This is a genomic window from Zarconia sp., assembly GCF_057467645.1.
Genome location: NZ_JBRJXU010000125.1, coordinates 1 through 26,854 on the forward strand (window position 1 = coordinate 1; position 26,854 = coordinate 26,854).

Here is a 26,854-nt window from a genome sequence, read left to right on the forward strand (position 1 = left end):
TCTCCCCATCTCCCCATCTCCCCCTCTCCCCCATCACTAATGACTAACGCACCTCGCCCTCGTAAAGCGATCGTTCCCGCTGCCGGATTCGGGACTCGCCTGTTTCCCGCCACCCAAGTGGTGAAAAAAGAATTACTTCCCATCGTCGATGCCGAAGGACGAGCCAAACCGGCCATCGTGGCGATCGTCGAAGAAGCTCTCAGCGGGGGGGTTGAGGAAGTGGGAATTGTCGTCCAACCGGGCGATCGCAGCGTATTTGAAGCCCTGTTTCACGCCCCCCCGAAACCCCAACTGTGGCAAAAGCTCAAACCCCACCAGCGCGAATACAGCCAGTACCTGCAAGACATCGGGAAGCGCGTCGTACTGCTCGAACAAACCACCCAAGATGGCTACGGTCATGCGGTCTATTGTGCTCGAGATTGGGTGGGAGAAGAGCCGTTTATGCTCCTGCTGGGGGACCATATTTACGCAGCCGATACCGAGACATCCTGCGCCGCTCAGATGGTGGCAGCGTACCATCGCACCGGACGTAGCACCATCGGACTGCGGGTGATGCCGGGAAATACCATCCACCTCAGCGGTTGTGCGACGGGAACCTGGGAGGGTGAAGAGGCGATCGCGCTATCCCTGACTCAGATTGCGGAAAAGCCCGCCCTGGAATACGCGCGGCAGCACTTACGGGTTGAGGGGTTGGGAGAGGATGAGTTTCTGACGATGTTCGGGATTTACGTGTTAGACGCGAAAATTTTCGATTACTTAGAACAACACATTACCGATAATTTCCGGGAAGGGGGAGAATTTCAGCTCACCTCCTGCTTGGAGAAACTCTGTCGAGATGCGGGGATGACGGGGTACGTGGTACGAGGGCAATGCTTCGATTTCGGCATTCCCGAAACCTACCGTCAAACGGCGATCGATTTTGGGGCATCGGGCTTTTCTTCAAAAAACGCGCAAAAAAAATAGCGCCCGAGGCGCTGGGGTTGTGGGGCAGAGGAGGTAGGGTCTGTAGGGGCACAAGCATTTGGGCGATTAATCTTGGTTGCCACAAAACCTGACAAATCCAAATGCTATAGCCTACGGCATGGCTATAGCCCTCACGCATGGCTGCGCTAACGCTAGTGCCCTCCTTGGAGTCAGGGACGACAAGGACGATAAGGGAGAGGGAGTTCAGCGTCGCAACTGACCCATTGTCAATTGTCCATTGTCCATTGTCCATTCACTCCCCCCCACACCCCAAAAGCCTTAGCGAACGGCTTCAACTTTGCCGAGTAACTCTTGCAACTTGGTCCCTTCAATCACCTCCACATCGAGGATTTCTTGGGCGATGGTTTCCATCAAATCGCGGTTTTTCTTGAGAATGTCGAGGGCTTGCTGGTGTCCGTGTTCGACGATGTCTTTCACTTCTCGATCGATGGCTTGGGCGGTGGAATCGCTGACGTTGCGGCGCGGGTTCATCATCTCTTGTCCCAGGAAGTTATTCTGGGAACCCTTTTCGTAAGCCAGCGGCCCCAATACATCGCTCATGCCGTAGGTGGTGACCATTCGTTCGGCGAGATCCGTCGCCCGTTGCAGGTCGTTGGCGGCGCCGGTGGTGATGCTGCCGAAGATAATTTCTTCAGCGGCCCGTCCCCCCAGGAGGGTGGCAATTTGGTCGCGCAGTTCCGACTCGGACATCAAGAAACGGTCTTCGGTGGGCATTTGCAGGGTGTAACCCAGGGCGGCCATTCCGCGGGGGACGATCGAGATTTTCGCCACTTTTCCCCCTCCGGGCATGAGCGCGCCGACGAGGGCATGTCCCACTTCGTGGTAGGCGACGATTTTCTTCTCTTTTTCGCTGAGGACGCGGCTTTTCTTCTCCAATCCGGCGACGACTCGTTCGATGGCTTCGTTAAAGTCGGCTTGGGTGACGCTGTCCCGTTTTTCCCGCGCGGCGAGGAGTGCGGCTTCGTTGACGAGGTTGGCTAAGTCTGCGCCGGCAAATCCGGGGGTGCGAGTGGCGATCGCTTTGAGTTCGACATTCTCGCCCAGTTTCACCTTTTGGGCGTAGATTTCCAAAATTTTCAACCGTCCGGCTAAATCGGGGCGATCGACTAATACCTGACGATCGAACCGTCCGGGACGCAGCAAGGCGGGATCGAGGGTTTCCGGGCGGTTGGTGGCTGCCAGGACGATGACAGTGCTATCCCCGGCGGAGAAGCCATCCATTTCTGTGAGCAATTGGTTGAGGGTTTGTTCCCGTTCGTCGTTGCCCCCAGCGAAACCTGCGCCGCCAGCCCGAGATTTACCGATCGCATCCAACTCGTCGATGAAGATGATGCAGGGGGATTTCTTCTTCGCTTGCTCGAACAAGTCCCGCACCCGCGCGGCACCCGCCCCGACGAACAGTTCGACGAATTCGGAACCGGAGATGCTGAAGAACGGTACGCCCGCTTCCCCGGCAACGGCTTTCGCCATCAGGGTTTTACCGGTTCCGGGAGGTCCGACGAGCAGTACGCCTCGGGGAATGCGCGCCCCAATTTTGGTAAAGCGATCGGGGGTTTTGAGAAATTCAACGACTTCGGCGAGTTCGGTTTTGGCTTCTTCAACGCCGGCCACATCGTTAAAGGTGATTTTGGTTTCGTCGTCTTGAACGTAAACTTTGGCTTTACTCTTGGTAATCGAGAGGGCACCCTGGGGTCCGCCACCGCCTCGTCCGAGGAAAAATTGCCAGATGGCGACGAAAATCAGCGGGGGAATGACCCAACTCAAAATGTTACTAAACCAGCGATTTTTTGGCGGCGGTGCGGCAGCAAATTCTACCCCTTTTTGTTCGAGGCGATTGGGCAGTTCGAGGTCGAGAACGGGGGTAGTTGATAGAACCTGTCCGGGTTGTCCGTCTTCGCTTTTGAGTTGGTAGCGAATTTGATTTTGTTCGATATAAACTCGCTCGACTTGACCGTCTTCGACTTTATCAATAAATAAACTGTAAGGAACTTGCGGGATTTTCGGTCCAAAGAACTGGGGGGCTAATAGATTGAGAAGTAAAAATCCAGTAATGCCCCACAGAACGAGACTAATAATAAATTGAGCGCGGGGGGGTTTGGGATTATCTTTAATACTCATGTCTAGGGGTACTCATGGTGAATGAAACAACAGAAATCCGAGATGGAGATGAATAATGTTTTGAGTGGGTCGGGTTCGATCGCAATCGAAACACGTGGGATTGCCGAGTGTTATTGAACGTTGGCGATCGAGTTCAAATTAACGTTTCTATTAACTTTTATTACATTGTCTCATAAACCCCCGTGGCGGTTGAGTGACGATCGCCGTACTTGTAAGGGTGGGGGTGGACTTTATCGGTGGGGGCAATTTCTCGATCGCTGCTCGTGGATAGGTTTCGAGACTTGTTTGCCAATCGGAATCGGTCAACAGCCGACCTCGAACCGGTACGGATATCGCCTGCAGCACCAACGAACAACGATAAAATACTCAAGCATGGGGTATGGCGCGTCGATCGCACTTCAAAAATGGCACAGGAGAGGGAAGTTACCTGTATGAGTTATCGGGAATTCACTTGGTCGAAAGCCAAACAAGATTTTAATCTGAAAACTATTGAAGGAAAACGTTTTTTTCCAGAGCTTCCCATTATCGAACCGAGTTATTTATTACAGGAAACCCTGAAACGCGGTATTCCCTGGGCGATTGCGGTCGGGAATGAAAAAGCGCGTTCGGAGGCGATTATTAATCCAATTTTATTGGAAGTTCAGCAAGTCTTAGAGGGAAAAGTTAGTGTTTTTTCAGGTGAAGAATTTAATGTAGAATCCGAAGTCGGACTGAATGGAACTTGTGACTTTCTCTTAAGTCAGTCACCGGAGCAAATTGCGGTAGAAGCTCCTGTTTTGGTGGTTGTAGAAGCCAAAAAAGATGACCTCAAGCGAGGAATGGGTCAGTGTTTAGCCGAAATGGTTGCCGCACAGCGCTTCAATCAAATTTATCAACAGAAAATTGCGAGTGTTTACGGCTGCGTGAGTACGGGAACGGCTTGGCGATTTCTCCAGTTAGAAAACAGCACCGTGACGGTGGATCTAACAGATTATCCCGTTCCTCCAGTCGCTCGCGTCTTGAGTTTTTTAGTCTGGATTGCAAGAGGGTAATGTTCGAGGCTGAGAATTGACGATCGCGATCGTATCCCATCGTCAAAATTCGAGCGAACTGAAAATTGCGATCGAAAATGCCGATCTCCCTTCAACACATTGCAACTATTGCTCCGATCGCTCGCGTTCGGGAGTTGCCGTCGAGAACAACGCCATCAGTTTTGTCAGTAGCACTTCCGGTTCCATGGGTTTACCGAGGCAATCGTTTGCCCCGCTTGCCAAACAGCTGGCTTCGGCTTCGGGGGTATTCAAATCGTCGATCAGGAGGATTTTGAGGGATTGCATGTCGGGTAGCGATCGCAGGGTGGTAATGATATCCCGGCCGTCCATTCCCGTTAAACCGCGATCGACGATCGCCACAGCCGGTTGCAGCAGTTGAATTTTATCGAGGGCCGTACACCCTTCGATCATCCAAACCACTTGATACCCAGCCGTAGTGAGAATATTGCAAATGAGGGTCGCATCGTCTTCGCGATCGGCAATGAGGACGATATGTCCTTGAGTAACGGCGTTGATGGGTGGGAAAGCTGAGGAGGGTTTGGAGGCAGCTCGATCGGAATCGTTGCTGAGTAGCGCCGGCTGTGAGGGCAACCGGACGGTAAACTTGGAACCCACTCCCACGGTGGATTCGACATCGATGCGTCCCCCGTGCAAATCCACCAGTTGTTTGGTGAGAGCCAATCCCAATCCCGCGCCGCCGTACTGGCGGTTGTAGGAGGCATCGAGTTGTTGGAAGGATTGAAACAGCAGCGATCTCCGATCTTCGGGAATACCGATGCCGGTATCTTCCACTTCCAAGATGGCTTCGTTATCTTCTCGCCACAGGTGTAGGATGACGTTGCCGCCGGTTTGGGTGAATTTGACGGCGTTGCTGAGGAGGTTGAAGAGGATGTGGCGGACGCGCCCGAGATCGGCGCGAAATCGATCGCTTTGGGGTTCGATGGAGAGGTTTAAATCGAGTTCTACACCGTCTACTGCCGCGCGATCGGAGAGCATTCGCAAACTCTGATGGGCGAGTTGCGTTAGGGAAAATTCACTCACGTTTAAGATGGTTTTACCCGATTCGAGTTCGGAAAAATCGAGCAGGTCTTCAATGAGTTCGAGTAAATGTTCGCCGCTATTGTAAATCGTTTGAATGTAGCGTTTTTGTTTATCGCTTAAGGATTCCACCGACCACCGCAATAGGGTAGAAGACATGCCGATAACGCAGGTGAGGGGCGTACGCAGTTCGTGGCTGATGGTGGCGATAAATTCACTCTTAAAGCGATTGGCCGCTTGAGCGGAAATGAGCGCATCTCGCAGGGCTTGGGTGCGTTCGTTCACCTGCTGTTCTAGGGTTTGCTTTTGTTGTTGAACTTGGGCGAAAAGTTGGGCTTGATAAATAGCAACCCCCAGATGTTCGGTAATGTGTTGGATGAAATCTTTTTCGCTTTGGGTCCAATGACGGCATTCGAGACACTCGTGAGCAATTAATAAACCCCAAAGATGCTCTTGGACGATAATAGGGGCAATGAATTGCGATCGAATTTTTGCTTTTTTTAAGGCTTGCACCAGTTGGGGAGATTGTGCGTAAGTTAGTTCGGTATCGTCTACCGCTAAGGTAAATCCTTGCAGGTATAAATCTCGATATTGACTGACTAAACCCAGCTTGAAAATTTCTCGTTCTTGCTGTAGAGATGGAATTTTGAAAGACTTTTTGGCTTCGTACGTGATATAATCCAGGGTATGGTGGAAGTCATCTTCTCTAATTCCATTTTGCTGATGAGAATAGCCGTTGAGTTGGTAAATTACCAGTCGATCGACATCTAAAAATTCTCGAACCTGCTCGACGGTACTGCCGAGAATTGACGGTAACTTTAGCCTTTGGTAGGTTTTTGCCGTCACTTGGTTGAGTAAGCGCTCTTTTTCAACATGCTGGGTGAGGGCATCTTCAACCGGTTTACAAACCGAAACGGACGGATATTCTAAAGGCGACTCGATTGCCTCCTCTTCTTCAGAATCAAGGACCTCAACCAGCGAGAGGGTAAAGTCACTTTGAAGAATTTCATTATTAGGTTGTAGCATTTTTTTTATCGTTTTTCGTATTGTCGAATTGAGATTAATTTCGAGAGAAAATTTTTCAATAGCGTGATTCTCGAAAGAGAGTCCGACATTACAATATAAATCGAGCGAGCCGTGCAGACATTCTCCGATCAGTAGGGCACTAAATGGCTCGGAAACCAAAACCATAAATTTGCGGTTTTGTGTTTCTTCTTCCGGAAACTGTTCTTCAGAAACCACCACCGATTTACTCGGATCGATTGGCATCATTTGATACAAAAGATTCCGAATTTTGTCGAACGTTTGCCAGCGTAACCTTCGGCTGGAAATGACGAAATTAGAATCTTCCATGGGGTAGGGGTGGTGGATCGAGCGGAAAGCGTTAACGAATTGTCAAGCTTAAATCTCTATTCGCAAATTTACATAAAGAGTTGTAACAAAGCCAAAGGTTGACTTGAATTCTAAATCGATCGCTATGATACGGTGACCCAGCTTTAGAAGTGCAAAAGATCATCTAAAATTATGATTTCAAATCAACCCGCACCATCGAATCCCTTATGCATCGTTTAGCTGCGACTCCTGGAGGCTGGAATCCCCAAACCGATGGGGTAATTTTTGTCGAACAAACTCCCGCTCCGATTGTCATTTTGACAGCCGCCGATACAGATTTGCAAACCCTCGCCACCGCCAGCGATCGCCTACCGAAAAACTTTCCTCAATTGCGCGGGGCAAACCTACTGCAACTTCAGCAGCAACTTGCCATCGATACCTACGCCGAAGAGGTTTTGCGCTGCGCCCGCGTTATCGTTTTGCGAATTTTGGGGGGGCGATCGTACTGGAGTTACGGATTGGAAGTCACCCAAGAAATAGTGCGTCAGACGGGGGCAGATTTAATCGTCCTTCCAGGAGACGATCGCCCCGATCCCGACCTAATGGGTCATTCTACCGTGTCTTTGACCGTTGCGAACCGTTTTTGGCGCTATTTCATCGAAGGCGGTATTGACAATACCCTCAATGCCCTCCTCTTTCTGGCAGATACTTGTTTGGGATTCGAGTACGATCCGCCGCTACCCGTTGCCGTACCGCGCGTGGGTGTTTTGGGCGTTGGGGAATGGGGAAGGGAGAATTGGAAGCGCGGAATTCAGAAAGGGGAAAGGGGAATGGGGAATGGGGAATGGGGTGCCAAATTGTCGCCTTTAGTCGCAGATTCTCCCCTTCTCGCGACTTGCCCGACTGACGTTAACTCAGACAATACGAAATCCGCGCGAGTTGCCATCCTTTTCTATCGCGCCCACTACCTCGCCGGCAACACCGCCCCCATCGTTGCCCTCTGCGATGCCCTAGCGCAACGGCAGCTAGAACCGGTTCCCCTTTTCGTGTCTTCCCTGCGAGATTTGGACGTGCGATCGGAACTCGCCCCGTACCTCGAATCGGCGCAACTGATTCTCAATACCACTGGATTTGCGATCGGGCAGGGGAAGATTGACGCGGGGACGCGGGGAGGGGGAGACAAGGGGACAAGGAGACAAGGGGACAAGGAGACAAGGGGACAAGGGGAGGGGGAGACAAGGGGACAAGGAGACAAGGGGACAAGGGGAGGGGGAGACAAGGGGACAAGGAGACAAGGGGACAAGGGGAAGATTGACGCGGAGTCTCCTAACCAAGCTGGCAAGTACGATCGCCCCGATCGAAATTTTGGCCCGATTTCCGGCTTCCCCGACGTTCCGGTAATCCAAGTCATCCTCAGCGGCGGAACCCAGGAACAATGGGAGTCGCAGTTGATGGGATTGACACCGCGAGATATGGCGATGAATGTTGCCTTGCCGGAAGTTGACGGGCGAATTTCCAGTCGGGCGATTTCCTTCAAAGGCGAACAAACTTGGAACGATCGCCTCGAAACTGCTGTCGTTGTCTATCAACCCTTACCGAATCGGGTGGAATTTGTTGCCGATTTAGCGGCAAACTGGGTAAACCTGCGGCGAACTCCCCCAGAACAGCGAAAAGTTGCCCTGATTTTAGCCAACTATCCCAATAAAGACGGGCGATTGGCAAATGGGGTGGGGTTGGATACGCCGGCAAGTTGCGTTGAAATTCTCAAAGGGATGCAACGGGAGGGGTATCAACTCGATCGGATTCCCGAAACGGGAGATGAATTGATTTCTCGCCTTACATCTGGAGTAACCAACGATTTCGAAAGTCGAGACTGGCGATCGATTTTTCAGTCAGTTTCCGCAGCAGAATTTCGAGAGTATTTTGCAACGCTACCGGAAGCAGTACGCCAGGGGATTATTCAGCGTTGGGGAGAGATTGAAGACACCCCTATTCCCATTTCCGGCATTCAACTGGGAAATGTATTTGTGGGAATCCAGCCTTCCCGGGGATACGATCGCGATCCGAGTTTGAACTACCACGCCCCGGATTTGGAACCGACACCGGAATATTTGGCGTTTTATCATTGGTTGCGATCGCACTTTCAAGCCCAGGCGATCGTTCATGTGGGCAAACACGGGAATTTAGAATGGTTGCCGGGGAAAAGTATCGCTTTATCCGAAACCTGCTATCCGGAGGTGGCATTGGGGGCGATGCCCCACTTCTATCCCTTCATCGTTAACGATCCGGGGGAAGGTTCCCAAGCCAAACGCCGCGCCCAGGCAGTGATTCTCGATCATCTGACGCCACCGATGACAAGGGCGGAGTTATACGGTTCTCTGTCGCAACTGGAGAGATGGGTGGATGAATATTACGAAGCCCAAAGTTTAGATCCGGCGCGATTGCAGATAATTGGCGATCGCATTATTGGGTTGTTGAAACAGGAGAATCTCGATCGGGATTTGGGAATCGCCAATACCGAAGCCACCGACACCCTCCTCACCTCGATCGACGGCTATTTATGCGAACTCAAAGAAGCCCAAATTCGCGATGGGTTGCATATTTTCGGGCAATGTCCCCAAGGGCGGCAACTGCGGGATTTAATTGTTGCGATCGCTCGTTCGCCGGGAGAGAATCGGATGGGATTGACGCGGGCAATTGCTAAGGATTGGGAGTTGGATATCGATCCGTTGGGGGGGAATGGGGAATGGGGAATGGGGAATGGGGAATGGGGAACGGTGAGGGAAGTTGTTGAGGCGATCGAAATTTATGCTGCGGAATTAGTGGAGGGGATTCTGGCAGACAAACCCATTACCGATGAGAAATGGCAAACTGTTGGAGATGCAGTAGAGGCGATCGAAAATGATGATGCGTCATCAATGCCTACCACGCCTGCAACCCCTGGAACGGAAATGGGCGAAGCATTTGGATTGTTGAATGGCAGTTTTTCCGAGGATTTATCGCCCAAATGCTTTGCCCCTACTGCCCTGACAGATTCACCTGCGCCAAATATCGAAACCGAACTTGTCTGGATACGCGATACTCTCCTGCCGGCGTTGCAACAAACTAGCGGCGAAATAACTAATCTCCTCCACGGTTTAAATGGTGGATTCGTTCCCAGTGGGGCTTCTGGCGCGCCGACGCGGGGGCGTTCTGACGTATTACCCACCGGGCGAAACTTCTATTCTGTGGATATTCGCGCCATCCCCACGGAAACGGCTTGGGAGGTGGGGCGCAAAGCTGCGGAGGTTCTCATCGAACGGTATACCCAGGAAAATGGCGAGTATCCCCGAACCCTGGGGCTTTCGGTGTGGGGAACGTCTACGATGCGAACGGGAGGCGACGATATTGCCGAAGCCCTGGCATTGCTGGGGGTACAGCCGGTGTGGGATGGCATTTCTCGCCGGGTGGTGGACTTTGAAATTATCCCCCTGGCAATCTTGAATCGCCCTCGGGTGGATGTAACGCTGCGGATTTCTGGCTTTTTCCGGGATGCGTTTGCCAATCTCATCGATTTATTCGACTCGGCAGTAGCAGCCGTGGCAGATTTAGCCGAACCGGCGGAACTTAACCCCCTGGCGGCGCAAGTACAAGCAGAAACGCAACGGTGGCAGGAATTGGGATTGCCGGAGGAAACGGCAAAAGTTCGATCGCGCTATCGAGTTTTCGGTTCTAAACCGGGGGCATACGGCGCGGGATTGCAGGGGTTAATTGAAGGGCAAAACTGGACGGACGATCGCGATTTAGCCACGGCATATCTGAATTGGAGTAGTTACGCCTATACGGGAAGGGGGATGGGGGTATCTGCCCCGGAAGCCTTTGAAAGTCGCCTCGCCGAAATGCAAATTGTCTTGCACAACCAGGATAATCGGGAACACGACTTACTCGACTCCGACGATTACTATCAGTTTCAGGGGGGATTGACGGCAGCGGTGAGGAAGGTTCGCGGGGAGAATCCGGTGACGTATTTTGGCGATAGTTCGGTACCGGAAAACCCGAAAGTGCGGCATTTAAAGGAGGAAATCGCGCGGGTGTATCGATCGCGGGTGATTAATCCCAAATGGATTGCCGGGGTGATGCGCCACGGGTATAAGGGGGCATTTGAAATGGCTGCGACGGTGGATTATTTGTTTGCCTACGATGCGACGGCGCAATGCGTGGAGGACTATATATATGAAGGGGTGACGCAGGCGTATTTATTGGATGAAGAGGTGCAACAGTTCATCCAGAATAAGAATCCCTGGGCGCTGCGGGATATGGCGGAACGGATGCTTGAGGCGAATCAGCGGGGGTTGTGGCAGTCGGCAAGCGGGCAGGTGTTGGAGGAGTTGAGGGCGATCGTTTTGCACGCAGAAGGGGCGATCGAATCGACGATGGGGGGTTAGCCATATTCAGTCGCGTGTTTGACACAAGTGACCGTGGGCAGGGGGAGCAGGGGGAGAAAGATACGCTCATGTTAGATCGGACTGTCCTAAGGGATCTGCCAAAAAATAAGATACCAGTCAGTTGGGGAGAATCTGGATATCCCATTTGGGTAAGATTTCACAGCAGTGCCAGTGCTGTTTGTCAGGTGCTAACTCATCCTTGGGCACCGTGACATTTTTTTCTTCGGTGCCCTCAACCAGTTCGATCGTTGGCTTGACTCCCTTCCACATCATATTCGAGGCCCAGAGAAGGGCATCCTCAATGGACTTGAGAATCGTACCATTCCAATAATTCTCCAAGCTCGCCCAACAACGCTCAATCGGGTTATATTTGCTGTGATAAGGGGGATAGTAAATCAAGTGAATTGAGAGTCCACTCATTTGGGCAAAATGAACCATGCGTTTAATAAAGCCTAAATGCGAACCCACCCCTAACCCCTCCCAAGAGGGGAACAAGCATATTAGAGAAACTGGAAATAGCATTTCTTCAAGTCTGACACCCCTCTTGGGAGGGGCTGGGGGTGGGTGATTGTGTGTGGGAAAGTCTGTAAATCTCTTACACGATCGCTCTGCGACTCGATCGGAGAACCCATTGATACAGTAGTATCTTGAGTTGACACCACTGCGATCGCGCATCAACCCATCCAAAAATATCGATCGTAAAATATTACCGTCGCGAGCAGCATTTTTCTATCTCTATATCCCCTGGAGGGCGAAGCATTTGGATATATGAGTTTTCGTTTTTCCAATAATTTATCGCCCAAATGCTTTGCCCCTACAGCGTCTCCTTTCCCCCTTCCGGTTTATGTTCACCGACTTTTTCATCAAACGCCCCGTCTTCTCCGCCGTCTGTTCGATTCTCATCGTCCTGGTGGGACTGGTCGGCTACACCCGCCTACCGGTTAAAGAATTTCCCAGCATCGACCCCCCCGTCGTCAGCGTTTCCACCACCTATCCCGGCGCTAACCCCCGTACCGTGGAAACGGAAGTGACGGAAATTTTGGAGTCGCAAATTAACGGGGTGGAAGGAATTAAAACCCTGACCTCCGAGAGTCGAGAATCGGTGAGTTCGATTACCGTGCAGTTCGAACTCGATCGCGATATCGATGTCGCCGCCCAGGAGGTGCGTTCTCGCGTCGCCCAGGCGGTGGGACGATTGCCTGAAGAGGTGGAATCACCGGTGGTGCGGAAGCGATCGGGGGATGCCTCGCCGATTATGTGGTTTAGCCTCTATTCCGAGGATGGCAGCATTTCTAACCTGGAATTGAGCGATTATGCCGATCGCTTTATCGTCGATGCCCTCGAAACCGTTCCCGGTGTCAGCAATATCATCATTGGGGGAGAACGCCGCTACGCCATGCGGTTGTGGATCGACCCCCAACGGTTGGCGGCGCGCAATCTGACGATTCTGGAAGTGGAAGATGCCCTGCGGCGAGAAAATGTCGAACTCCCCAGCGGCCGGGTGGAGGGAGATACCTCGGAATATCCCGTGCGTACCCTCGGGCAACTGCAAACCCCGGCCGAGTACGAAAACTTGGTGGTGCGGACAACCCCCAACGGTACTCAAATTCGCCTCAAAGATATCGGCCGGGCGGAAATTGGCGCCGAAAACGAGCGATCGTTTGTCCGCTTCAAGGGCAAACCGGCAGTCGGGTTGGGTATCGTCAAACTCTCCACCGCCAATATTTTAGAAGTCGCCGCCGCCGTCAAAGCCAAAATGGAACAGCTTGCCCCCGGTTTCCCCGAGGGAATGCGCTACGAACTGCCGGTAGACTCCTCGGAATTCGTCCAATTGGCGATCGATGAAGTGTGGGGGGCGCTGTATCTGGCGGCATTTCTGGTGATTCTGGTGATTTTCTTCTTTTTGCGAGATGCCCGCGCCACCCTGATTCCCGCCTTCACCATTCCCGTTTCCCTCGTGGGTGCGTTTGGGGTGATGTACGTTCTCGGCTACTCCGTCAACACCCTCACCCTCTTTTCCCTCACCCTGGCGACGGGATTGGTGGTGGACGACACGATCGTCGTATTGGAAAATATCGTCCGCTATATCGAAGAGAAGGAGATGAAACCCTTCCGGGCGGCGATGGCGGGGATGCGAGAGGTGGTATTTGCGGTGATTGCCACGACGGTGGTGTTGATTGCCGTGTTTGTGCCGGTGGGTTTCTCAGGCGGTTCCTCCGGTCGTTTGTTTACCGAATTTGCTCTCACTTTAGCTGGTTCGGTGGTGATTTCCTCCTTTGTCGCCCTTACCCTCGCCCCATCCCTCTCGGCGCGATTGCTCAAATCCCGCCCCCAGCAACCGAATTTTGTCTTTCGGGCGATCGAAGGATTTCTCGATCGTTGTAGTAACCTCTACGCCTCCTCCCTGGCGCGGGTGATGTCTTGGAAGGAAATGGTGGTTGTCGGCTTTTTCCTTTCTATGGCAGTTACCGGCATTCTCTTTGCCCAACTGCCCCAGGAATTCCTCCCCACGGAAGATCGGAGTCGGATTATCACCTTCGTCCGCGCCCCCCAAGGCGTCACCATCGACTATACCGATAAGGTGATGCGGCAAGTGGAGGAGATTTACAGCCAAATTCCGGAGGTGAAAGCCTATTTCAGCGTCGGGGCGTTTGGGCGTGGCGCGCCGGGACAAGTCGATCGTGGCATTACCTTCGTCCGCCTCAACCATTGGGACGAACGCACCGAACCGGGACAATCCCAACAGGAAATTGTCGGGCAGTTGTTCGGGCGCTTTTCCGGTATCTCCGAAGCCCTGGTATTTCCCATCAATCCCTCATCGCTACCCGGCGCGGGATTCGGGCAAGCGGTGCAGTTGGTGTTGCAAGGTAGCAATCTCGATCGCCTTGCCGAAGTGTCTGCGGAGTTGGCAAGGCGGGCGAACGAACTGCCGCAATTGGTGAATATGGACACCAACCTCAAACTCACCAAGCCGGAGTTAACCATTCAGGTGAACCGCACGGCGGCGGCGGATTTGGGGGTGTCGGTGCGGGATATCTCCCGTACGCTGCAAATTCTGCTGGGGGCACAGGAGATTACCAACTTCAATCGCGGTAACCGCCAGTATGAGGTGGTGGTGCAGGCAGATAAGGATTTTCGATCGACCCCCGACAGCATTCGGGAAATCCAGGTCCGGACTCGAAGCGATCGTCTGGTTCCTTTGAGTAACTTAGTCAGTATCGAAACCACTACCACTCCCCCAGAAATCGGTCACTACAACCGCTTCCGCGCCGCTACCATTGAGGGGAGTGCCGCACCGGGAACCAGCTTGGGCGAAGCGTTGGCAGCGTTGGAGAATCTCGCCGCAGAAGTGGTTCCCCCAGAAATGTCGATCGACTTTGCCGGACAATCCTTGGAATTTAAAGAAGCGGGGCAATCCACCTCGTTTATCTTCCTCCTGGCATTGGCGTTTATTTTCCTAGTTCTCGCCGCCCAGTTTGAAAGTTTCCTCGATCCGATCGTGATTTTGCTCGCCGTTCCCCTATCCTTACTGGGGGCATTTACGGCGTTATTTGTTGCCCAACTGGATTTAAATGTTTACAGCCAAATCGGGTTAATTATGTTGATTGGACTGGCGACGAAAAACTCGATTTTAATTGTGGAGTTTGCCAACCAACAGCGGGATTTAGGTATGGGAATTGAGGCGGCTGTTACTAGTGCCGGACAGGTTCGGTTCCGCCCGATTTTAATGACGGCATTTTCCACGATTTTTGGTTTGTTGCCCCTGGTTTTCTCCACCGGTGCGGGGGCTGCCAGTCGGGTGTCGATTTCTATGGCAGTGGTGGGGGGAATGCTCGTTTCGACGGTGTTGAGTTTATACGTGGTTCCGGTATTCTACGCGATCGCTGCGAGGACTCGATCGCAGTTGTTCCAATCCAAATCCTCGCCGGCTTTTTCCACCTCTGATACCCACACATCTCACTCCAATGCGATCGCTCTTCGCAGCAGGGAAAGGGCGATCGAAAACAGGGAACGGGAATAGTATCGCCTCGTTGTGCGCGGACTTGTGAAGCTGGGCAGTTTTTCTCCAAAGTCCAAACTTATAGCACTACGCAAATGAGTTAGGACATTTATAAATCCTGAAACTATCTGAGAGTCTACTGTTCCCCGTTCCCCGTTCCCTGTTCCCGCTTCGCGTAGCGCTATATATACAAGTTATTGAACTGCCCACCCTACAAATTTATACTCGGGGTATATAACGCGCGAAAATGGCTGTAGTTGTAACGAGTTATCCGAGACTCGATCTAAGATTCAAAAATGATGTTGTGGCGACTGCTAGATCGAGTTCGAGCGAATAATTTTATCGTTTAGGCGATCTAAGCCTCGAAAAATTGGTGAATTCGATATATTTATACGATTGAATACTCGAGCTGTGAAATGAATACTAAATAATAATTAAAAAACGACTTAAATACGGAGTGGTTGCTTGCTATCCAAAATTTAACGATGTTTTCGTCGTTCTATCTATTCTTCAATTTTTTATTTCTCCCTTTTCTTTTGGTTCGAATTCTACGCTGTCCAACTTTTCTTTCCTCTCGAACCCCTCCCGTCCCGATGTTGACCTTCAGTAACCGTCTAAATTCTCTCGCCTGTTCTCGCGTGTGAAATGCCCGCTTGGGTAGCACCCCATACAGTTGTTGAACCGGATAAATTAAAAACAGATTTGGAGTTTCAATAAAATGAGAATAAACCGGCCATTTAATCTTGGCTTGAATGCTGGGTGAAACATACATAATTCCTTCTTCAGAAACTTGCAGCTCGATCGGTTCGCGCCAACCGGGGTTATTTTTCCACCCACTCAGCATAAAAAAGCGATAATAGAGATCGGGAATCAAACACGCCCCACAACCCATAAAAATCAAACCCAAAATTCTCACAAAAAAGCTTCCCTGGGTGGGGGCAAAAAGATATAATAGTCCTAAACCGATGACTAAAACGCTTAAACTCCACAAAAATAGATAACTCACTCGTTGGGATTTATAGTTAGCCGTGTATGCTTCTTGATAATCCTTAGCACTGAGTCGATACTCAAGACGCATCGTTGCCATAGTTGGATAATCGTTATAAATTACTGGCGATTCAAGATACATAATTGTTTGTTTCTAAAAGAGCAATGCACGAAGAGCAATGCAGGAGATGCAACCTGCTCTAAGATAGAGCTGCGCGTCGAGATCCAATTGCGTCGCAATGTAGATGCGATCGCGCGTCAGCAAAGGCGATCGTTTATAAAATGCTACAACCCAAAGCGATCGCTGTAACGTTCCTCAGCCCAAGGTTCGCCGCGCCGGTGGTAGCCATTTCGTTCCCAAAATCCTAGTTGCTCGTCATCGAGAAATTCTAAACCGTTAATCCACTTGGCACTTTTCCAAGCGTAGAGATGAGGAACCACCAATCGCATCGGGCCGCCGTGTTCCGGGGAAAGCGGTTCGTCAAACAGGCGGTAGGCAAAGAAATTTTCCTCTCGCAAGAAGTCTTCTAGGGAAATATTGGTGGTGTATCCGCCATAGCAATGTTCCATAATATGCACCGCTTCGGGTTCGACTTCGATCGATTTCATGAAGTCTGTCACCTTAATTCCCCGCCAGCGCACATCCAATTTCGACCAGCGAGTCACGCAGTGAAAATCAGCGGTAAAATCCGACTTTGGCATCGCCATAAAGTCCGCCCAATTGAAGGTGACTTCCTTGGCACGACCCCAGACTTTAAATTGCCATTCCTCCGTACGAACGGTCGGGGTGTCGCCGTAGGTTAGCACCGGAAACCCTTTGGCTAAATATTGACCCGGCGGTATGCGATCGTCTAACTCCGCATCGGGTTTTTGAAAAAACTTACCGATTGCCATCACCTTACACCTAGCATCATCTCCATAGCACCCACTTAGTATAGCGCCCGAGCTGACCGAGGGGAGGCTTTTGGAGGCAGGGGGGCTTTTGGAGGCATGGCAGGAGTGAATGGACAATTGACAATGGGTCAGTGGCGACGATAAATCTCCTGTGCGCGTCCGACTCTCCTATCCTTCTTACCCCAGTAGGCTCAAGAGAAAGCGCAGAATTGCCACGGTAACCGCAGCGAGTGCTACTGCCACGAGAACGATTCCAGCAACCATGAGGAAGACGAGGCGTTTGTCTGCGGCTTGGGTGGGTTCGGGGGAACCGATGTGTTCTTCTAATAACCGAACGTTACGCACGTTGGCTTTCCATCCCACATCGAATAAGTCACCCAGAACGGGAAAAATGCCGACGAACATTTCGATGAGAACGTTCCCCGCCATTTGTCGGACTGTCTCGGTGGGCAAACCCAGCTGCGCGGCCCGATAGACGATATAGGCCGACAGTGCTGCCCCGGCAACGTCTCCGCCACCGGGTAGCAAGCCTAAAATCGGATCGAGACCCAGGCGATATTTGGTGCCGGGAATGGGGATGGCGTTGTCGAGTAGGTGGCTCAGGCGGCGCAGGTGTCGGACTGTATCGGTGCGGGAACGATCGCCGGTTCTGATTGAAGCCGATTGTGGATGAGACTGAGGCATGCGCACCCCTCCAGATTGCAGTGGAACTGTTGAGTTGAAAGTGTGTTGAAAGTTTCGGCGGAAATTTACACGATTATCCCAAATATCGCGCGCTCGATCGTCTTTCTTTCAATAGATTGCTGCAATCGGGAAAACCCTAGCAGGTCTTAGGGGCGATATCGTTGGTACTATTTTGGGGTAAGCAATCAATTGTAGGGCAAAAACCACAATGAAACAGCTCCTCACGTCCAGATCGAATCGGAGATTGAATTGGCAGCAATGGATTCGAGGCGGGTTGCAAGGGGCGATCGCGATCGCGATCGCCTTTTTTGTCGCAGCAACCCCAGCCTCCGCAACGGGAATCTACGATTTGCCGTTTGTTTCCGCCGGAGACTCCACCCAGATCGTCGATGATGCTGAAGTTCTCAGTCGAGTCACCCAACGGCGAATCAAGGGGGCGATCGAAGAGGTTCGCGATCGCGCGGAAATCCGGTTTGTCACGATTCGCCGCCTCGATTACGGAGAAACCATCGACAGTTTCACCAACGCCCTGTTTGAAGCCTGGTATCCCACCCCGGAAACTCAAGCTAATCAGGTTTTGCTGGCATTGGACACCGTCACTAATAGTTCTGCCATCCGCGTTGGCGAGGGAGTCGATCGAGCTTTAACTCAAGAAATTGCCGATAGCGTCGCCCAGGAAACCGTCCTCATTCCCTTGCGCAGCGGCGATAAGTACAATCAGGCATTCATTGATGCGAGCGATCGCCTCATGGCTGTTCTGTCGGGAGAACCCGATCCCGGTCCTCCGGCTATCGTGGATAATATTCAAGTTGAAGGAACCTTCGCGACCGCAGAAGAGACGGAAGCGACTAAGAGCGATTCCACCACGTTGGTGATTTTCCTCCTCATCGGCGCGACGGTGATTCCAATGGTGACGTATTACGCACTATATCGTTAAGAGGGATGGTCGTTTGAGGAGCAGGGGGAGAAACGGGAGAAATGGGAGAAACGGGAGCAAGATGCTCCCACTATAATTTGATGATTGATGATTTCGACCTCCCCTACTCCCCAAGCCTCCGATGCCTCCGATGCCTCCGATGCCTCCCAAACCCCACCGAAGGTTTAACTCAATTGAATCACCGGGCGATCGTCGAGTAAGGTATCGAGGGTGAGTAGGTCTTCGACGGTGATTCTGAGGAAGCGGCGATCGTCGATGCGGAACTGTATTTCGATGCGATCGCGACCGGGATTGCCGGGGGGGTCGAGTTGAGCGATGGTGCGTCCGCCTTCGGTATCGTTGAGGGGCTGGACGGCAGCTTGCGCGTCGCTGAGTTGGCGGGTAATTAGGCGATTCCCATCGAAATAAACTTCGGTTCCCCCCGTGGAGTTGCCCAGCTCTCCCAAGACTAACTCGATTTGGGGTTGGTTTTCCGTTGATGCCCCTAAAACCAGCTTCACCGGTTCTTCCATGGGGTAAGGCTGACCGGGTTTGATAATCGGATGCCAGCTATGGGCATTGCGCCGCCGATCCCAGTAGCGAATGCCGTAACCGTGGTAGAGAAAGTCTTTGATTTCTAGCCCTTGACTGAGTTGCAACGCACCGGTGGCAATGGCATCGAGAGGACGATCGCCGCGAATTTTATCCGCTGGGAAGTAGCCTTCGATCCAAGTGCGAACGGCGGGAATTTGCACGGTTCCGCCCACGAGTAACACCGCATCGATATCGCTGGGTTCGATGCCCTGCCGTCGCGCTTGTTGCAGTACTTGAGTCATGGATTCATCGAGGCGATCGAAAAATTCTCGTTCCTTGAGAATGGTTTCAAAACTATCTCGATCGAGTTCGAGTTCGTAGCTTTCAAAGGTTTCGTCGTTGAAATAAACTTCGCTGGCTTTTTGTTGTAAAGAAAGCTGAATTTTTAAGCGTTCTGCAAGTCGAGTGGTGAGGGGATTTTTGGGTAAATTTTGTCGATCGGCAAAATAATCCACTAACCAATTATCGATATCCGTCCCCCCTAAATTTTGTCCGGATTTAGCAAGAACTCGCGCGGTTTTGGTTTGTTGTCTCGACTGCTCGGCAAAGGATTTATCGCCCCATTTTAAAATAAATCCCAATGGCGCGGTTTTCTCTTTCTTATCGCCATCAAGTTGGACGAGGGATAAATCCAACGTGCCGCCGCCAAAGTCTACCACCAGCAACAATCCGCGATTTTCTACCCCATATCCCAATGCCGCTGCCGTGGGTTCGTCGAGCATTCGCACGCGATCGATATTTAACCCCTCGCAAACCGATCCGAGCCAGTTGCGATAGAATTCAAAACTATCGACGGGAACCGTTAAAATGAGAGAATCTAAGGGTAAGGGAACCGCTTCAATTCCGGCGGCAATTTGCGCTAAGAACCATTCCCCCACTTGCTCGAAGGTGACGGTGCGATCGTCGATTTCCGGTAAAAACCCCCGCACGTCGGAACCGATGCCCCGTTTGAAACTGCGAAAAAAACGCGGATCGGTTTTCAAATCCAAACCGCGATCGAGTACCGTTTTTCCCGCGAGAATTTGCCCTTTCTCCGCATCTTCAACGTAAACCAAACTGGGAATCAGAGGCGGATTTTGACCCTGCTGCACGCTCAGTTGAGGTAGTTTGACGGTTTCCGGTTTTTCGGTGACGGGGTTCCAACGGGCAACAGCGGTATTACTCGTGCCAAAATCAATTGCGATCGCCATATCGTTTGCTTGACGCTATCCCAGGTAAATTACAGATTATATCGCAGTCGATCGGTTGATTTTGGGACGTACTGTATGGGCACACTGTTAGGGGCACAAGCATTTGGGCGATAAATCGTGGGGAAATCGATATCTAATCAGTCCAAATGCTTTGCCCACTCCGGGGCAGGAAAATACAAGCATCGGCAAGTGTAAGAGAACGGCAGCAAGTCGTAACCCTCGAAACGCCGTCAACCCAACTGCTAGGCTTCTTGGGAAGCCGAATTAATGAAAACTTGTAGTTGTCGCCCTGGTAGTAGTAGGGGGTTTCTACTGCTAAGCTTCTTTGGAAGTTAAACCTATAAACCCGCTCTTTTTTAGTGTTTTTTAGCGATCGCCAAGATTCAAATCGAACGATGCATTTCGATGTCGTGTTTGTATCGAAGGGTGAGGGCAAAGCATTTGGACAGTTGAAATTTCGCTGGATGCATGAGGAATTGCTCAAACGATGCATTTTGATGTCGTGTTGGTATCAAAGGGTGAGGGCAAAGCATTTGGACAGTTGAGATTTCGCTGGATGCATGAGGAATTGCCCAAATGCTTGTGCCCCTACAAAACCACATTCAACGGCAACATTCCCAACTCCAACGAATGAACCCGTCCGATCGCACAACTGTGACGGTATCCCAACTTTTGCAACGCTTCAACACACCCACTCGCCTCGGTTTCGGGAACGCTCAATAACAACCCCCCAGCGGTTTGCGGATCGAAGAGGAGAGGGATGCTGCGATGGTGGCGCACTTGTTCCCAGTTATTCACAAACCGGGAAACTTTGGCATTTTGGGGGTGGAGAGAACTGAAGATGCCCCGACTGAAGGTATCCATCGCCCCCTCGATGGCGGGAATGGCTGCTAAATTCAGAGTTGCCGATACCGAAGAGGCTTGCACCATTTCCAGTAAATGACCTAACAGTCCGAATCCCGTCACATCGGTACAGGCGCGAGTCTGATAGGCGATCGCGCAATTTGCCGCCTCCCGATTGGAGAGTAACATCGATCGAACTGCGGCCTCGATCCAGCGTCCTTTGGCTTTAAGTTGCATATCGGCGGCGAACAGCGTCCCGGTTCCCAAGGCTTTGGTGAGAATCAACACGTCACCGGGTTGCATTCCCCCTTTTCGCAACAGGGCATCAGCGGCAACAAATCCGTTACAAGCCAGTCCCAGCGCAAGTTCTGCCCCTTCGGTAGTGTGTCCGCCTACCAACGCCGTTTGACACTCGTTTAATACGTCCACCACCCCCGAAAGCAGTTGGTAGAGGGTTTCTTCGGTTTTGGCATCGGTGGCGTAGGGAATCGTCGCCATCGCCAGGGCAGTTTGCGGCGTGGCACCCATGGCGAAAATATCGCTGAGGCAGTGATGGGCGGTAATTTGCCCGAAAATATAGGGATCGGCGAGGAAAGACCGGAAATAGTCGAGGGTGTGTACCATCAGTCGATCGGATGGAACCCTCACCACGGCGGCATCGTCGGGGGCATCCAACCCCAGGGCGATCGCATCATTTATTGCATCATTTAAAGTTCCCTTGGGTAGCCGTTGGAGAACTCGTTCTAAGCTGGTTTGTCCTACTTTCGATCCGCATCCGGCGCAGCGCATTGTCGTCTGGATTGTTGGGTTTGGCGATTCGTCAGCGTTAGAAGGCTGCATATCTGGATGCATCTTTGGAAACGTACAGAACCGTTCCATAAACTTCCGATCGATCCGATCTTTCCACTTCCACAACGCCGAAAACGGTCCCAATCCCCACTGTCCCCGCGAGGCGATCGCTTTTCCATCTCCCGTTCCAATTAAACCGAGGAGGTGTTGTTGGGGTTGGTAGGGTTTGAGGGGTTGCTGTTGCAGAAATGCGCGCCAATTCTCGAAGATCGGTTGCCCTTGGCGGACGGCGAAAACCCCGGCTTTCGGGCGAGGATGCCGTTGCATGGTGGCAATATCCCCAGCGGCGAAAATCTGGGGATGGGAAATCGATTGCAGGGTGTCGCCAACGAGGGCAAAGCCGTTAGAATCCGTTGCCAGTCCCGATTTTTCCAACCAGGCGGGGGCAGAGGCTTGGGTCACCCAAAAGAGGCGATCGCACTTTACCGTTAACCCAGATTCGCAACAAACTTCGATCGCCCCCATTTCTCCCCGAACGACTTTCACATTTTCCTGTAAATGTAGATTCACGCCGCGCCGCATCAGAATATGTTGCAGTTTTCGCCGCACTGTCGGACTGTGGTTGGGCATCAGTTGTGCCCCGCGATGGAAAAGGTGAATTTGCAGGTTCGTGTCAGGTTCTCCGGCGCGTTTGAGGATTTGAGAGAGTCTCGCTTGCATCGTCAGGGCCAGTTCTACACCCCCTGCACCACCGCCGACAATGCCAATGTGTATGGGGTTTTGGGGCGATCGACTCACCGTATCTACCAATTCGTGCCAGCGATCGAGAAATTGGGCGACGGGTTTGGCGGGGATGGCGTATTCTGCCGCACCGGGAACGGCAATGGTGGCGGGGGTACTGCCGATATTAATCGAGAGAACGTCAAAGGCGATGGGGGGACGATCGGCGCACAGTACCCGATTTTCTGACAAATCCAAGCCAATGGCGCGATCGAGAACTAACTGAGCACCGGCAAAATTGGCCAGAGGTCGCAAGTCGATATGGCATTCGTCGAAGTCGTAAAACCCCGCGATGTAACCCGGCAGCATTCCCGAATAGGGCGTGTGGGAGGTGTCGGTAATCAGAACCAGGCGCACCCCAGGCAGGGGATTCATACCCCAAAGTTTCAGGGCGATGGCGTGGCTGTGTCCGCCACCGATGAGGACGAGATCGCGGGTAATGGGAGATGAAGCGAGTTGCACGATTTTATGGGAATTCTAGCAAGATGAGATCGTACCAGTATCAGCAGTATCCGATCGTAATGTTACGGTTTCTAGACCACAGGGATCGGTTGAGCATCGCCTATTTGGGTGATAGAAGATGCATCTTTTGGGTGAATCCCCACACCTCGATCGCGTCGTATCCTACTGATACATCGACATGAGCCTGTAACGGTCTCACCTCAAATTATTGGGGTGGGGCCTTTTTTTCGAGATGCGATCGAGATGCTCCTAGATAGGAGTTGGCAGTTAGAATAACGCTGGACAATTTGTCATTAACCTGTGGTCTTTCCTCCCCAGCCTCCCCAGCTCCCCCAGCCCACAGTCACTTGTGTCCGTGCCCGATAGACGACTGCTATACTGTCCTGCATAAATTCAAAATATTCAGAGTGCATTTAGAGGTCTTGGTGATGAAAATTCAAATTTTCCCCATAAACGCTCTCTTGGGAATCCTCGTCAGCTTTGGTTTTTTCGCTACCCCCGCAGCCGCTCAAGTCGATGAGGTGCAACTGGACGCTTTTGTCGAAGCCCTGCGTTTGGCTGCCCCCCCGGATAGTCCCGATGATGGCATGTATAGTGACTGGCAAGTTTTACCGGGAACTCTCACCGGTTGGAGCGAACAATGTTTGGGTGAATCCGTGTCCCCCGAAACCTTTGAAGCCGATGCGGAACTCGCCCGCAGCGTCATCAGTTGCATTGCCCAGTGGCAGCTAGAGGAGCAGGCGAGTGCTGCGGGTAACGATGATGCCGTCGTTCGTCGTGCCGCCTGCTGGTGGATGACGGGAGAACCCACCGGATGCGATAGCGGTTTTGCAGCTGATTACGTGGAGAGCGTATCGGGATTCTACCGGGAACAGCTCGATTCTCCGGAGCAGTAACGTCACCTCCCCAACCCTCCCATCTCCAACGATTGGGAGCGGTTTGCGTTTAATCTTTCAACGTTCCCATATCGCTAAAATTTGGCAGGTCTTGTAGAGAGCATTCCAAAATTTGGCACAATGCTTGAGTCTGGCGAATTGTCAATTTGGGCTCGAATCGACCTGCCTCCCAATTACTGACAGTCTGGTCTGTCACGCCTAAAGCCTCAGCAATTTGTCTTTGCGTTAATCCTCGTTGTTTGCGCAGTTGCTGTAGCTTTTGGCTGGAATTCATCTTTAGTATAAGTTAACTTAGATAACTAGACAAAACCCTAAGTCTATTTGTAATATAAGAGCATTCAAGAACCAGCTCCCGCCCTGGAAAGCATTGAGCTGGCCCTATCTCTCTGTGGAGACATCAATATTATGCCTTATTCAGCACGCCTAAATCCTTGGGCGGTAGTTCGCCTGCTGCCGAATTGTCAGCGAGTTACGATCGCGCGCCATCGCAGCGAATCCGACGCAGCCGGTTATTGCTGGATTCTGCATCGCCTCGAACCCCAAGCAGATTTGATAGTTGTCTTCGATCCTATTGCTGAAGAAATCTTAAGCCAAATTCCCGATCGCCTCTCCTCTAAAATAAGAACCGTCACCCCCGAAGCGATCGCCATGCCCCAAACTAGAAGAGTCGAAGTCGTTCCCCATAACCCAGCGTGGCGAGATGCATTTGAGGTGGAAGCCGATTTAATTGCCAATATTCTCGGCGATAACCTTGTTGCCATCCACCACATCGGCAGTACTGCTATTCCCAACATCTACGCCAAACCCATCATCGATATCTTGGTAGTTGTCGGCGACATTACTCGGGTGGACGATCGCAATTTAGCCATGGAATCCCTGGGGTACGAAGCCATGGGGGAGTTTGGAATTCCCGATCGCCGATATTTCCGTAAGTGTAACCGATTCGGAACCCGCACCCATCACGTTCATACCTTCGAGGTGGGTTCTGTGCAAATCGAGCGTCATCTAGCCTTCCGAGATTATATGCGAACTCACCCAGACGACGCGCGGCAATACAGCGAACTCAAGCAACAATTAGCCGGACGATATCCCCAAGATATTGAAGGATATATGGATGGCAAAGACGGATTTATTAAAGATATGGATAAGAAAGCCGCTGCGTGGCGCAAATCGTCAATTGGGGGGTAAGATAGCCAATATATAATGAGTCGCATCTCTTCCTCTCTGCAAAACCCCGATGGGGCGACGATTTAGATCGCATTATTATTGACGATCCCTGCAATATTTCTCAAACATTTCTCAATTGAATTCTAGTTCGACGACCCTCGATCTTGAGCGATCGCACTCAATAGTGTAGAAATGTATACAATCTTCAATCTGTATAAAAAGCGCTTGTATTAAATGCAGACATACGCACCTCCCTCTTCTCAAACGCCTTTTTCTCCAACTCGACCAGCTCCGAGCCAACCTTCCTCCAACCGCCAGCCCTTGAGAGTTCTCGCGTTGGGCGATAGTCTCGTCTACGGGTTTGGCGATCCCGAACGCGGCGGTTGGGTCGAACAACTGCGACGGAGGTGGATGTCGCCCGAAAGTGGCGGTCACGTTCTCTACAACCTCGGCATTCGCGGCGATCGCACCCAACAAGTCGCCCAACGCCTCGAAGTGGAATTTCATCATCGGGGGGAATTGAGAAATCGCGTTCCCGACTTAATGATTCTCTCCGTGGGAACAAACGATTCCCCTCGTTTGGGACGACCCTCCGGACGCAACTATACCGATTTTGACGAATTTAGGGCTGGGATCGATGCTTTGCTCGATCGTGCCGGTCAACTGTGCCCGATCCTGTTCGTGGGAATGGTTCCCGTGAATGAAGTCAAAATGCCCTTTTGGGATTGCTTTTACTACACCCACGCCGACCAATACCGCTACAAGGAAGCCACCCGACAAGCCTGCCAGGAACGCCAGATTCCCTATCTCGATTTATTCGATCGATGGATGGAACGGGGCGAAGCGTGGCGCTTGCAACGGATGACCGCCGACGGCTTGCACCCCAACACATCCGGCTACCAAGCCCTACTCGAAGACGTACTCGGTTGGGAAGCCCTCTCTGTTTATACTCGCGCGACGAACCCGTTTCATCCGATGCGCTAACTTGTTAGGTGGGCCGTGTTGAGTCGCGGTCGGGAAGTTCGACTCTGCCATCGGTGTCACCTCGAATCCCTCCGAGTCTCCGTCAAACCGGATGGGCGCCGACCTGAAACAAAAACCGACAACTGCGGCACAATAAGACAGTAGGTCAAAATTGGGGTCGCCATGGGTAAGCGGAAAAAGAGCAATCTCAAATGGATTAAGGAAACCCTCGATCTCGACAAAAACCACAACTGGCAATCGGAACCGGGCAATCGGATTTTTGTGGCCGGACGGGGTGCTCTGCGCTTCGACGTTCCCGACGATTGGCACTTTCAACCCGAAGATAACTCGTTCCAGTTTCTCGACGACAAGCCACCGAACGATAACATTCGCCTCGAAGCCTCTTTTAACCTCTTAAAACCCGCCAATTGGGCCGAATGTCCCCTCGCTCCTCTATTACGGAACATTCTCAAAGAGGAAAAACGCAACGTCACCGATTTCGGAAAAATCGAACATTTCAAGCGACAAACGGCCCGCTTCGTTTGGACGCAGATTGAATTTATCGATCCGGCTGAAGATCGCCGGGCCTATTCGAGAATTGCCATCGGTCTTGGGTCTAACGTGCAATGTCTGATTACCATGGATTATTGGGTTGAAGATAGCGAAAAAGCCGTACCGGTGTGGGATACGGTGATGAATTCAGTGGTTCTGGGTTTGTTTATCCGCGATCCCCGCACGGGATTTGCCTTTCCGGATTAACGT

Annotated in this window: 19 protein-coding genes; 9 read left to right on the forward strand and 10 right to left on the reverse strand. The window is 51.8% G+C overall.

Annotation, left to right across the window (positions count from 1 at the left end; all coding sequences use genetic code 11):
* The first annotated feature begins 39 nt into the window (after positions 1 to 39).
* Positions 40 to 963, forward strand: a complete 924-nt coding sequence (locus AC2215_RS19465; protein WP_486811710.1) for a sugar phosphate nucleotidyltransferase — start codon at positions 40 to 42, stop codon at positions 961 to 963.
* A 279-nt stretch (positions 964 to 1,242) separates the two neighbouring features.
* Here AC2215_RS19465 and ftsH4 read toward each other — a convergent pair whose 3' ends face one another.
* Both ftsH4 and AC2215_RS19475 read right to left on the reverse strand, forming a co-directional pair.
* The gene (ftsH4, locus tag AC2215_RS19470; protein ID WP_486811667.1) at positions 1,243 to 3,102 is read right to left on the reverse strand and encodes an ATP-dependent zinc metalloprotease FtsH4; all 1,860 of its coding nucleotides are present in this window, start codon (positions 3,100 to 3,102) and stop codon (positions 1,243 to 1,245) included.
* A 160-nt stretch (positions 3,103 to 3,262) separates the two neighbouring features.
* Positions 3,263 to 3,394 (reverse strand): hypothetical protein, encoded by a 132-nt coding sequence (locus AC2215_RS19475; protein ID WP_486811668.1) that lies wholly within the window; start codon positions 3,392 to 3,394, stop codon positions 3,263 to 3,265.
* A 139-nt stretch (positions 3,395 to 3,533) separates the two neighbouring features.
* Between AC2215_RS19475 and AC2215_RS19480 the strand changes: the two genes are divergently transcribed.
* A complete protein-coding gene (locus AC2215_RS19480) occupies positions 3,534 to 4,133 on the forward strand; it encodes a hypothetical protein (protein ID WP_486811669.1) in 600 nt (199 codons plus the stop codon).
* A 105-nt stretch (positions 4,134 to 4,238) separates the two neighbouring features.
* Here the strand turns inward: AC2215_RS19480 and AC2215_RS19485 are convergent, their stop codons facing one another.
* Positions 4,239 to 6,197, reverse strand: coding sequence for a hybrid sensor histidine kinase/response regulator (locus AC2215_RS19485; RefSeq protein WP_486811670.1), 1,959 nt, complete (start codon positions 6,195 to 6,197; stop codon positions 4,239 to 4,241).
* Between the two features lie 533 nt (positions 6,198 to 6,730).
* Here AC2215_RS19485 and cobN point away from each other — a divergent pair.
* A complete protein-coding gene (gene cobN, locus AC2215_RS19490) occupies positions 6,731 to 10,927 on the forward strand; it encodes a cobaltochelatase subunit CobN (RefSeq protein WP_486811671.1) in 4,197 nt (1,398 codons plus the stop codon).
* 117 nt (positions 10,928 to 11,044) lie between these two features.
* On the opposite strand, the gene AC2215_RS19495 is transcribed toward cobN, so the two are convergent.
* Positions 11,045 to 11,365 (reverse strand): ISAzo13-like element transposase-related protein, encoded by a 321-nt coding sequence (locus AC2215_RS19495; RefSeq protein WP_486811672.1) that lies wholly within the window; start codon positions 11,363 to 11,365, stop codon positions 11,045 to 11,047.
* Positions 11,366 to 11,771: 406 nt separating this feature from the next.
* Between AC2215_RS19495 and AC2215_RS19500 the strand changes: the two genes are divergently transcribed.
* Positions 11,772 to 14,948, forward strand: coding sequence for an efflux RND transporter permease subunit (locus AC2215_RS19500; RefSeq protein WP_486811673.1), 3,177 nt, complete (start codon positions 11,772 to 11,774; stop codon positions 14,946 to 14,948).
* A 478-nt stretch (positions 14,949 to 15,426) separates the two neighbouring features.
* Here the strand turns inward: AC2215_RS19500 and AC2215_RS19505 are convergent, their stop codons facing one another.
* From AC2215_RS19505 to AC2215_RS19515, 3 genes are all read right to left on the reverse strand, one after another.
* Entirely contained in the window at positions 15,427 to 16,056 is a 630-nt protein-coding gene (locus AC2215_RS19505; RefSeq protein WP_486811674.1) for a YcxB family protein, read from the reverse strand.
* Positions 16,057 to 16,199: 143 nt separating this feature from the next.
* Positions 16,200 to 16,808 (reverse strand): sulfite oxidase-like oxidoreductase, encoded by a 609-nt coding sequence (locus AC2215_RS19510; protein ID WP_486811675.1) that lies wholly within the window; start codon positions 16,806 to 16,808, stop codon positions 16,200 to 16,202.
* A 177-nt stretch (positions 16,809 to 16,985) separates the two neighbouring features.
* The gene (locus tag AC2215_RS19515) at positions 16,986 to 17,492 is read right to left on the reverse strand and encodes a DUF4112 domain-containing protein (protein ID WP_486811676.1); all 507 of its coding nucleotides are present in this window, start codon (positions 17,490 to 17,492) and stop codon (positions 16,986 to 16,988) included.
* Between the two features lie 208 nt (positions 17,493 to 17,700).
* Here AC2215_RS19515 and psb32 point away from each other — a divergent pair, with 208 nt between their 5' ends.
* Positions 17,701 to 18,429 (forward strand): photosystem II repair protein Psb32, encoded by a 729-nt coding sequence (psb32, locus tag AC2215_RS19520; RefSeq protein ID WP_486811677.1) that lies wholly within the window; start codon positions 17,701 to 17,703, stop codon positions 18,427 to 18,429.
* Positions 18,430 to 18,593: 164 nt separating this feature from the next.
* On the opposite strand, the gene AC2215_RS19525 is transcribed toward psb32, so the two are convergent.
* The gene (locus tag AC2215_RS19525) at positions 18,594 to 20,192 is read right to left on the reverse strand and encodes an Hsp70 family protein (protein WP_486811678.1); all 1,599 of its coding nucleotides are present in this window, start codon (positions 20,190 to 20,192) and stop codon (positions 18,594 to 18,596) included.
* Positions 20,193 to 20,780: 588 nt separating this feature from the next.
* Complete coding sequence (selD, locus tag AC2215_RS19530; RefSeq protein ID WP_486811679.1) at positions 20,781 to 23,066, reverse strand: selenide, water dikinase SelD; 2,286 nt, start codon at positions 23,064 to 23,066, stop codon at positions 20,781 to 20,783.
* A gap of 428 nt (positions 23,067 to 23,494) precedes the next feature.
* On the opposite strand from selD, the gene AC2215_RS19535 reads away from it, so the two are divergent.
* A complete protein-coding gene (locus AC2215_RS19535) occupies positions 23,495 to 23,962 on the forward strand; it encodes a hypothetical protein (RefSeq protein ID WP_486811680.1) in 468 nt (155 codons plus the stop codon).
* Between the two features lie 49 nt (positions 23,963 to 24,011).
* Here AC2215_RS19535 and AC2215_RS19540 read toward each other — a convergent pair whose 3' ends face one another.
* Positions 24,012 to 24,236 carry a helix-turn-helix transcriptional regulator gene (locus AC2215_RS19540; RefSeq protein WP_486811681.1) on the reverse strand — a complete coding sequence of 75 codons (225 nt, stop codon included), beginning with the start codon at positions 24,234 to 24,236 and terminating at the stop codon, positions 24,012 to 24,014.
* 131 nt (positions 24,237 to 24,367) lie between these two features.
* Between AC2215_RS19540 and AC2215_RS19545 the strand changes: the two genes are divergently transcribed.
* The 3 genes from AC2215_RS19545 (at position 24,368) to AC2215_RS19555 (ending at position 26,851) form a co-directional block, all read left to right on the forward strand.
* Positions 24,368 to 25,150, forward strand: coding sequence for a GrpB family protein (locus tag AC2215_RS19545; protein ID WP_486811682.1), 783 nt, complete (start codon positions 24,368 to 24,370; stop codon positions 25,148 to 25,150).
* A gap of 213 nt (positions 25,151 to 25,363) precedes the next feature.
* Complete coding sequence (locus tag AC2215_RS19550) at positions 25,364 to 26,113, forward strand: GDSL-type esterase/lipase family protein (RefSeq protein WP_486811683.1); 750 nt, start codon at positions 25,364 to 25,366, stop codon at positions 26,111 to 26,113.
* Between the two features lie 162 nt (positions 26,114 to 26,275).
* Positions 26,276 to 26,851 carry a hypothetical protein gene (locus AC2215_RS19555; RefSeq protein WP_486811684.1) on the forward strand — a complete coding sequence of 192 codons (576 nt, stop codon included), beginning with the start codon at positions 26,276 to 26,278 and terminating at the stop codon, positions 26,849 to 26,851.
* The last annotated feature ends 3 nt before the right edge of the window (positions 26,852 to 26,854 follow it).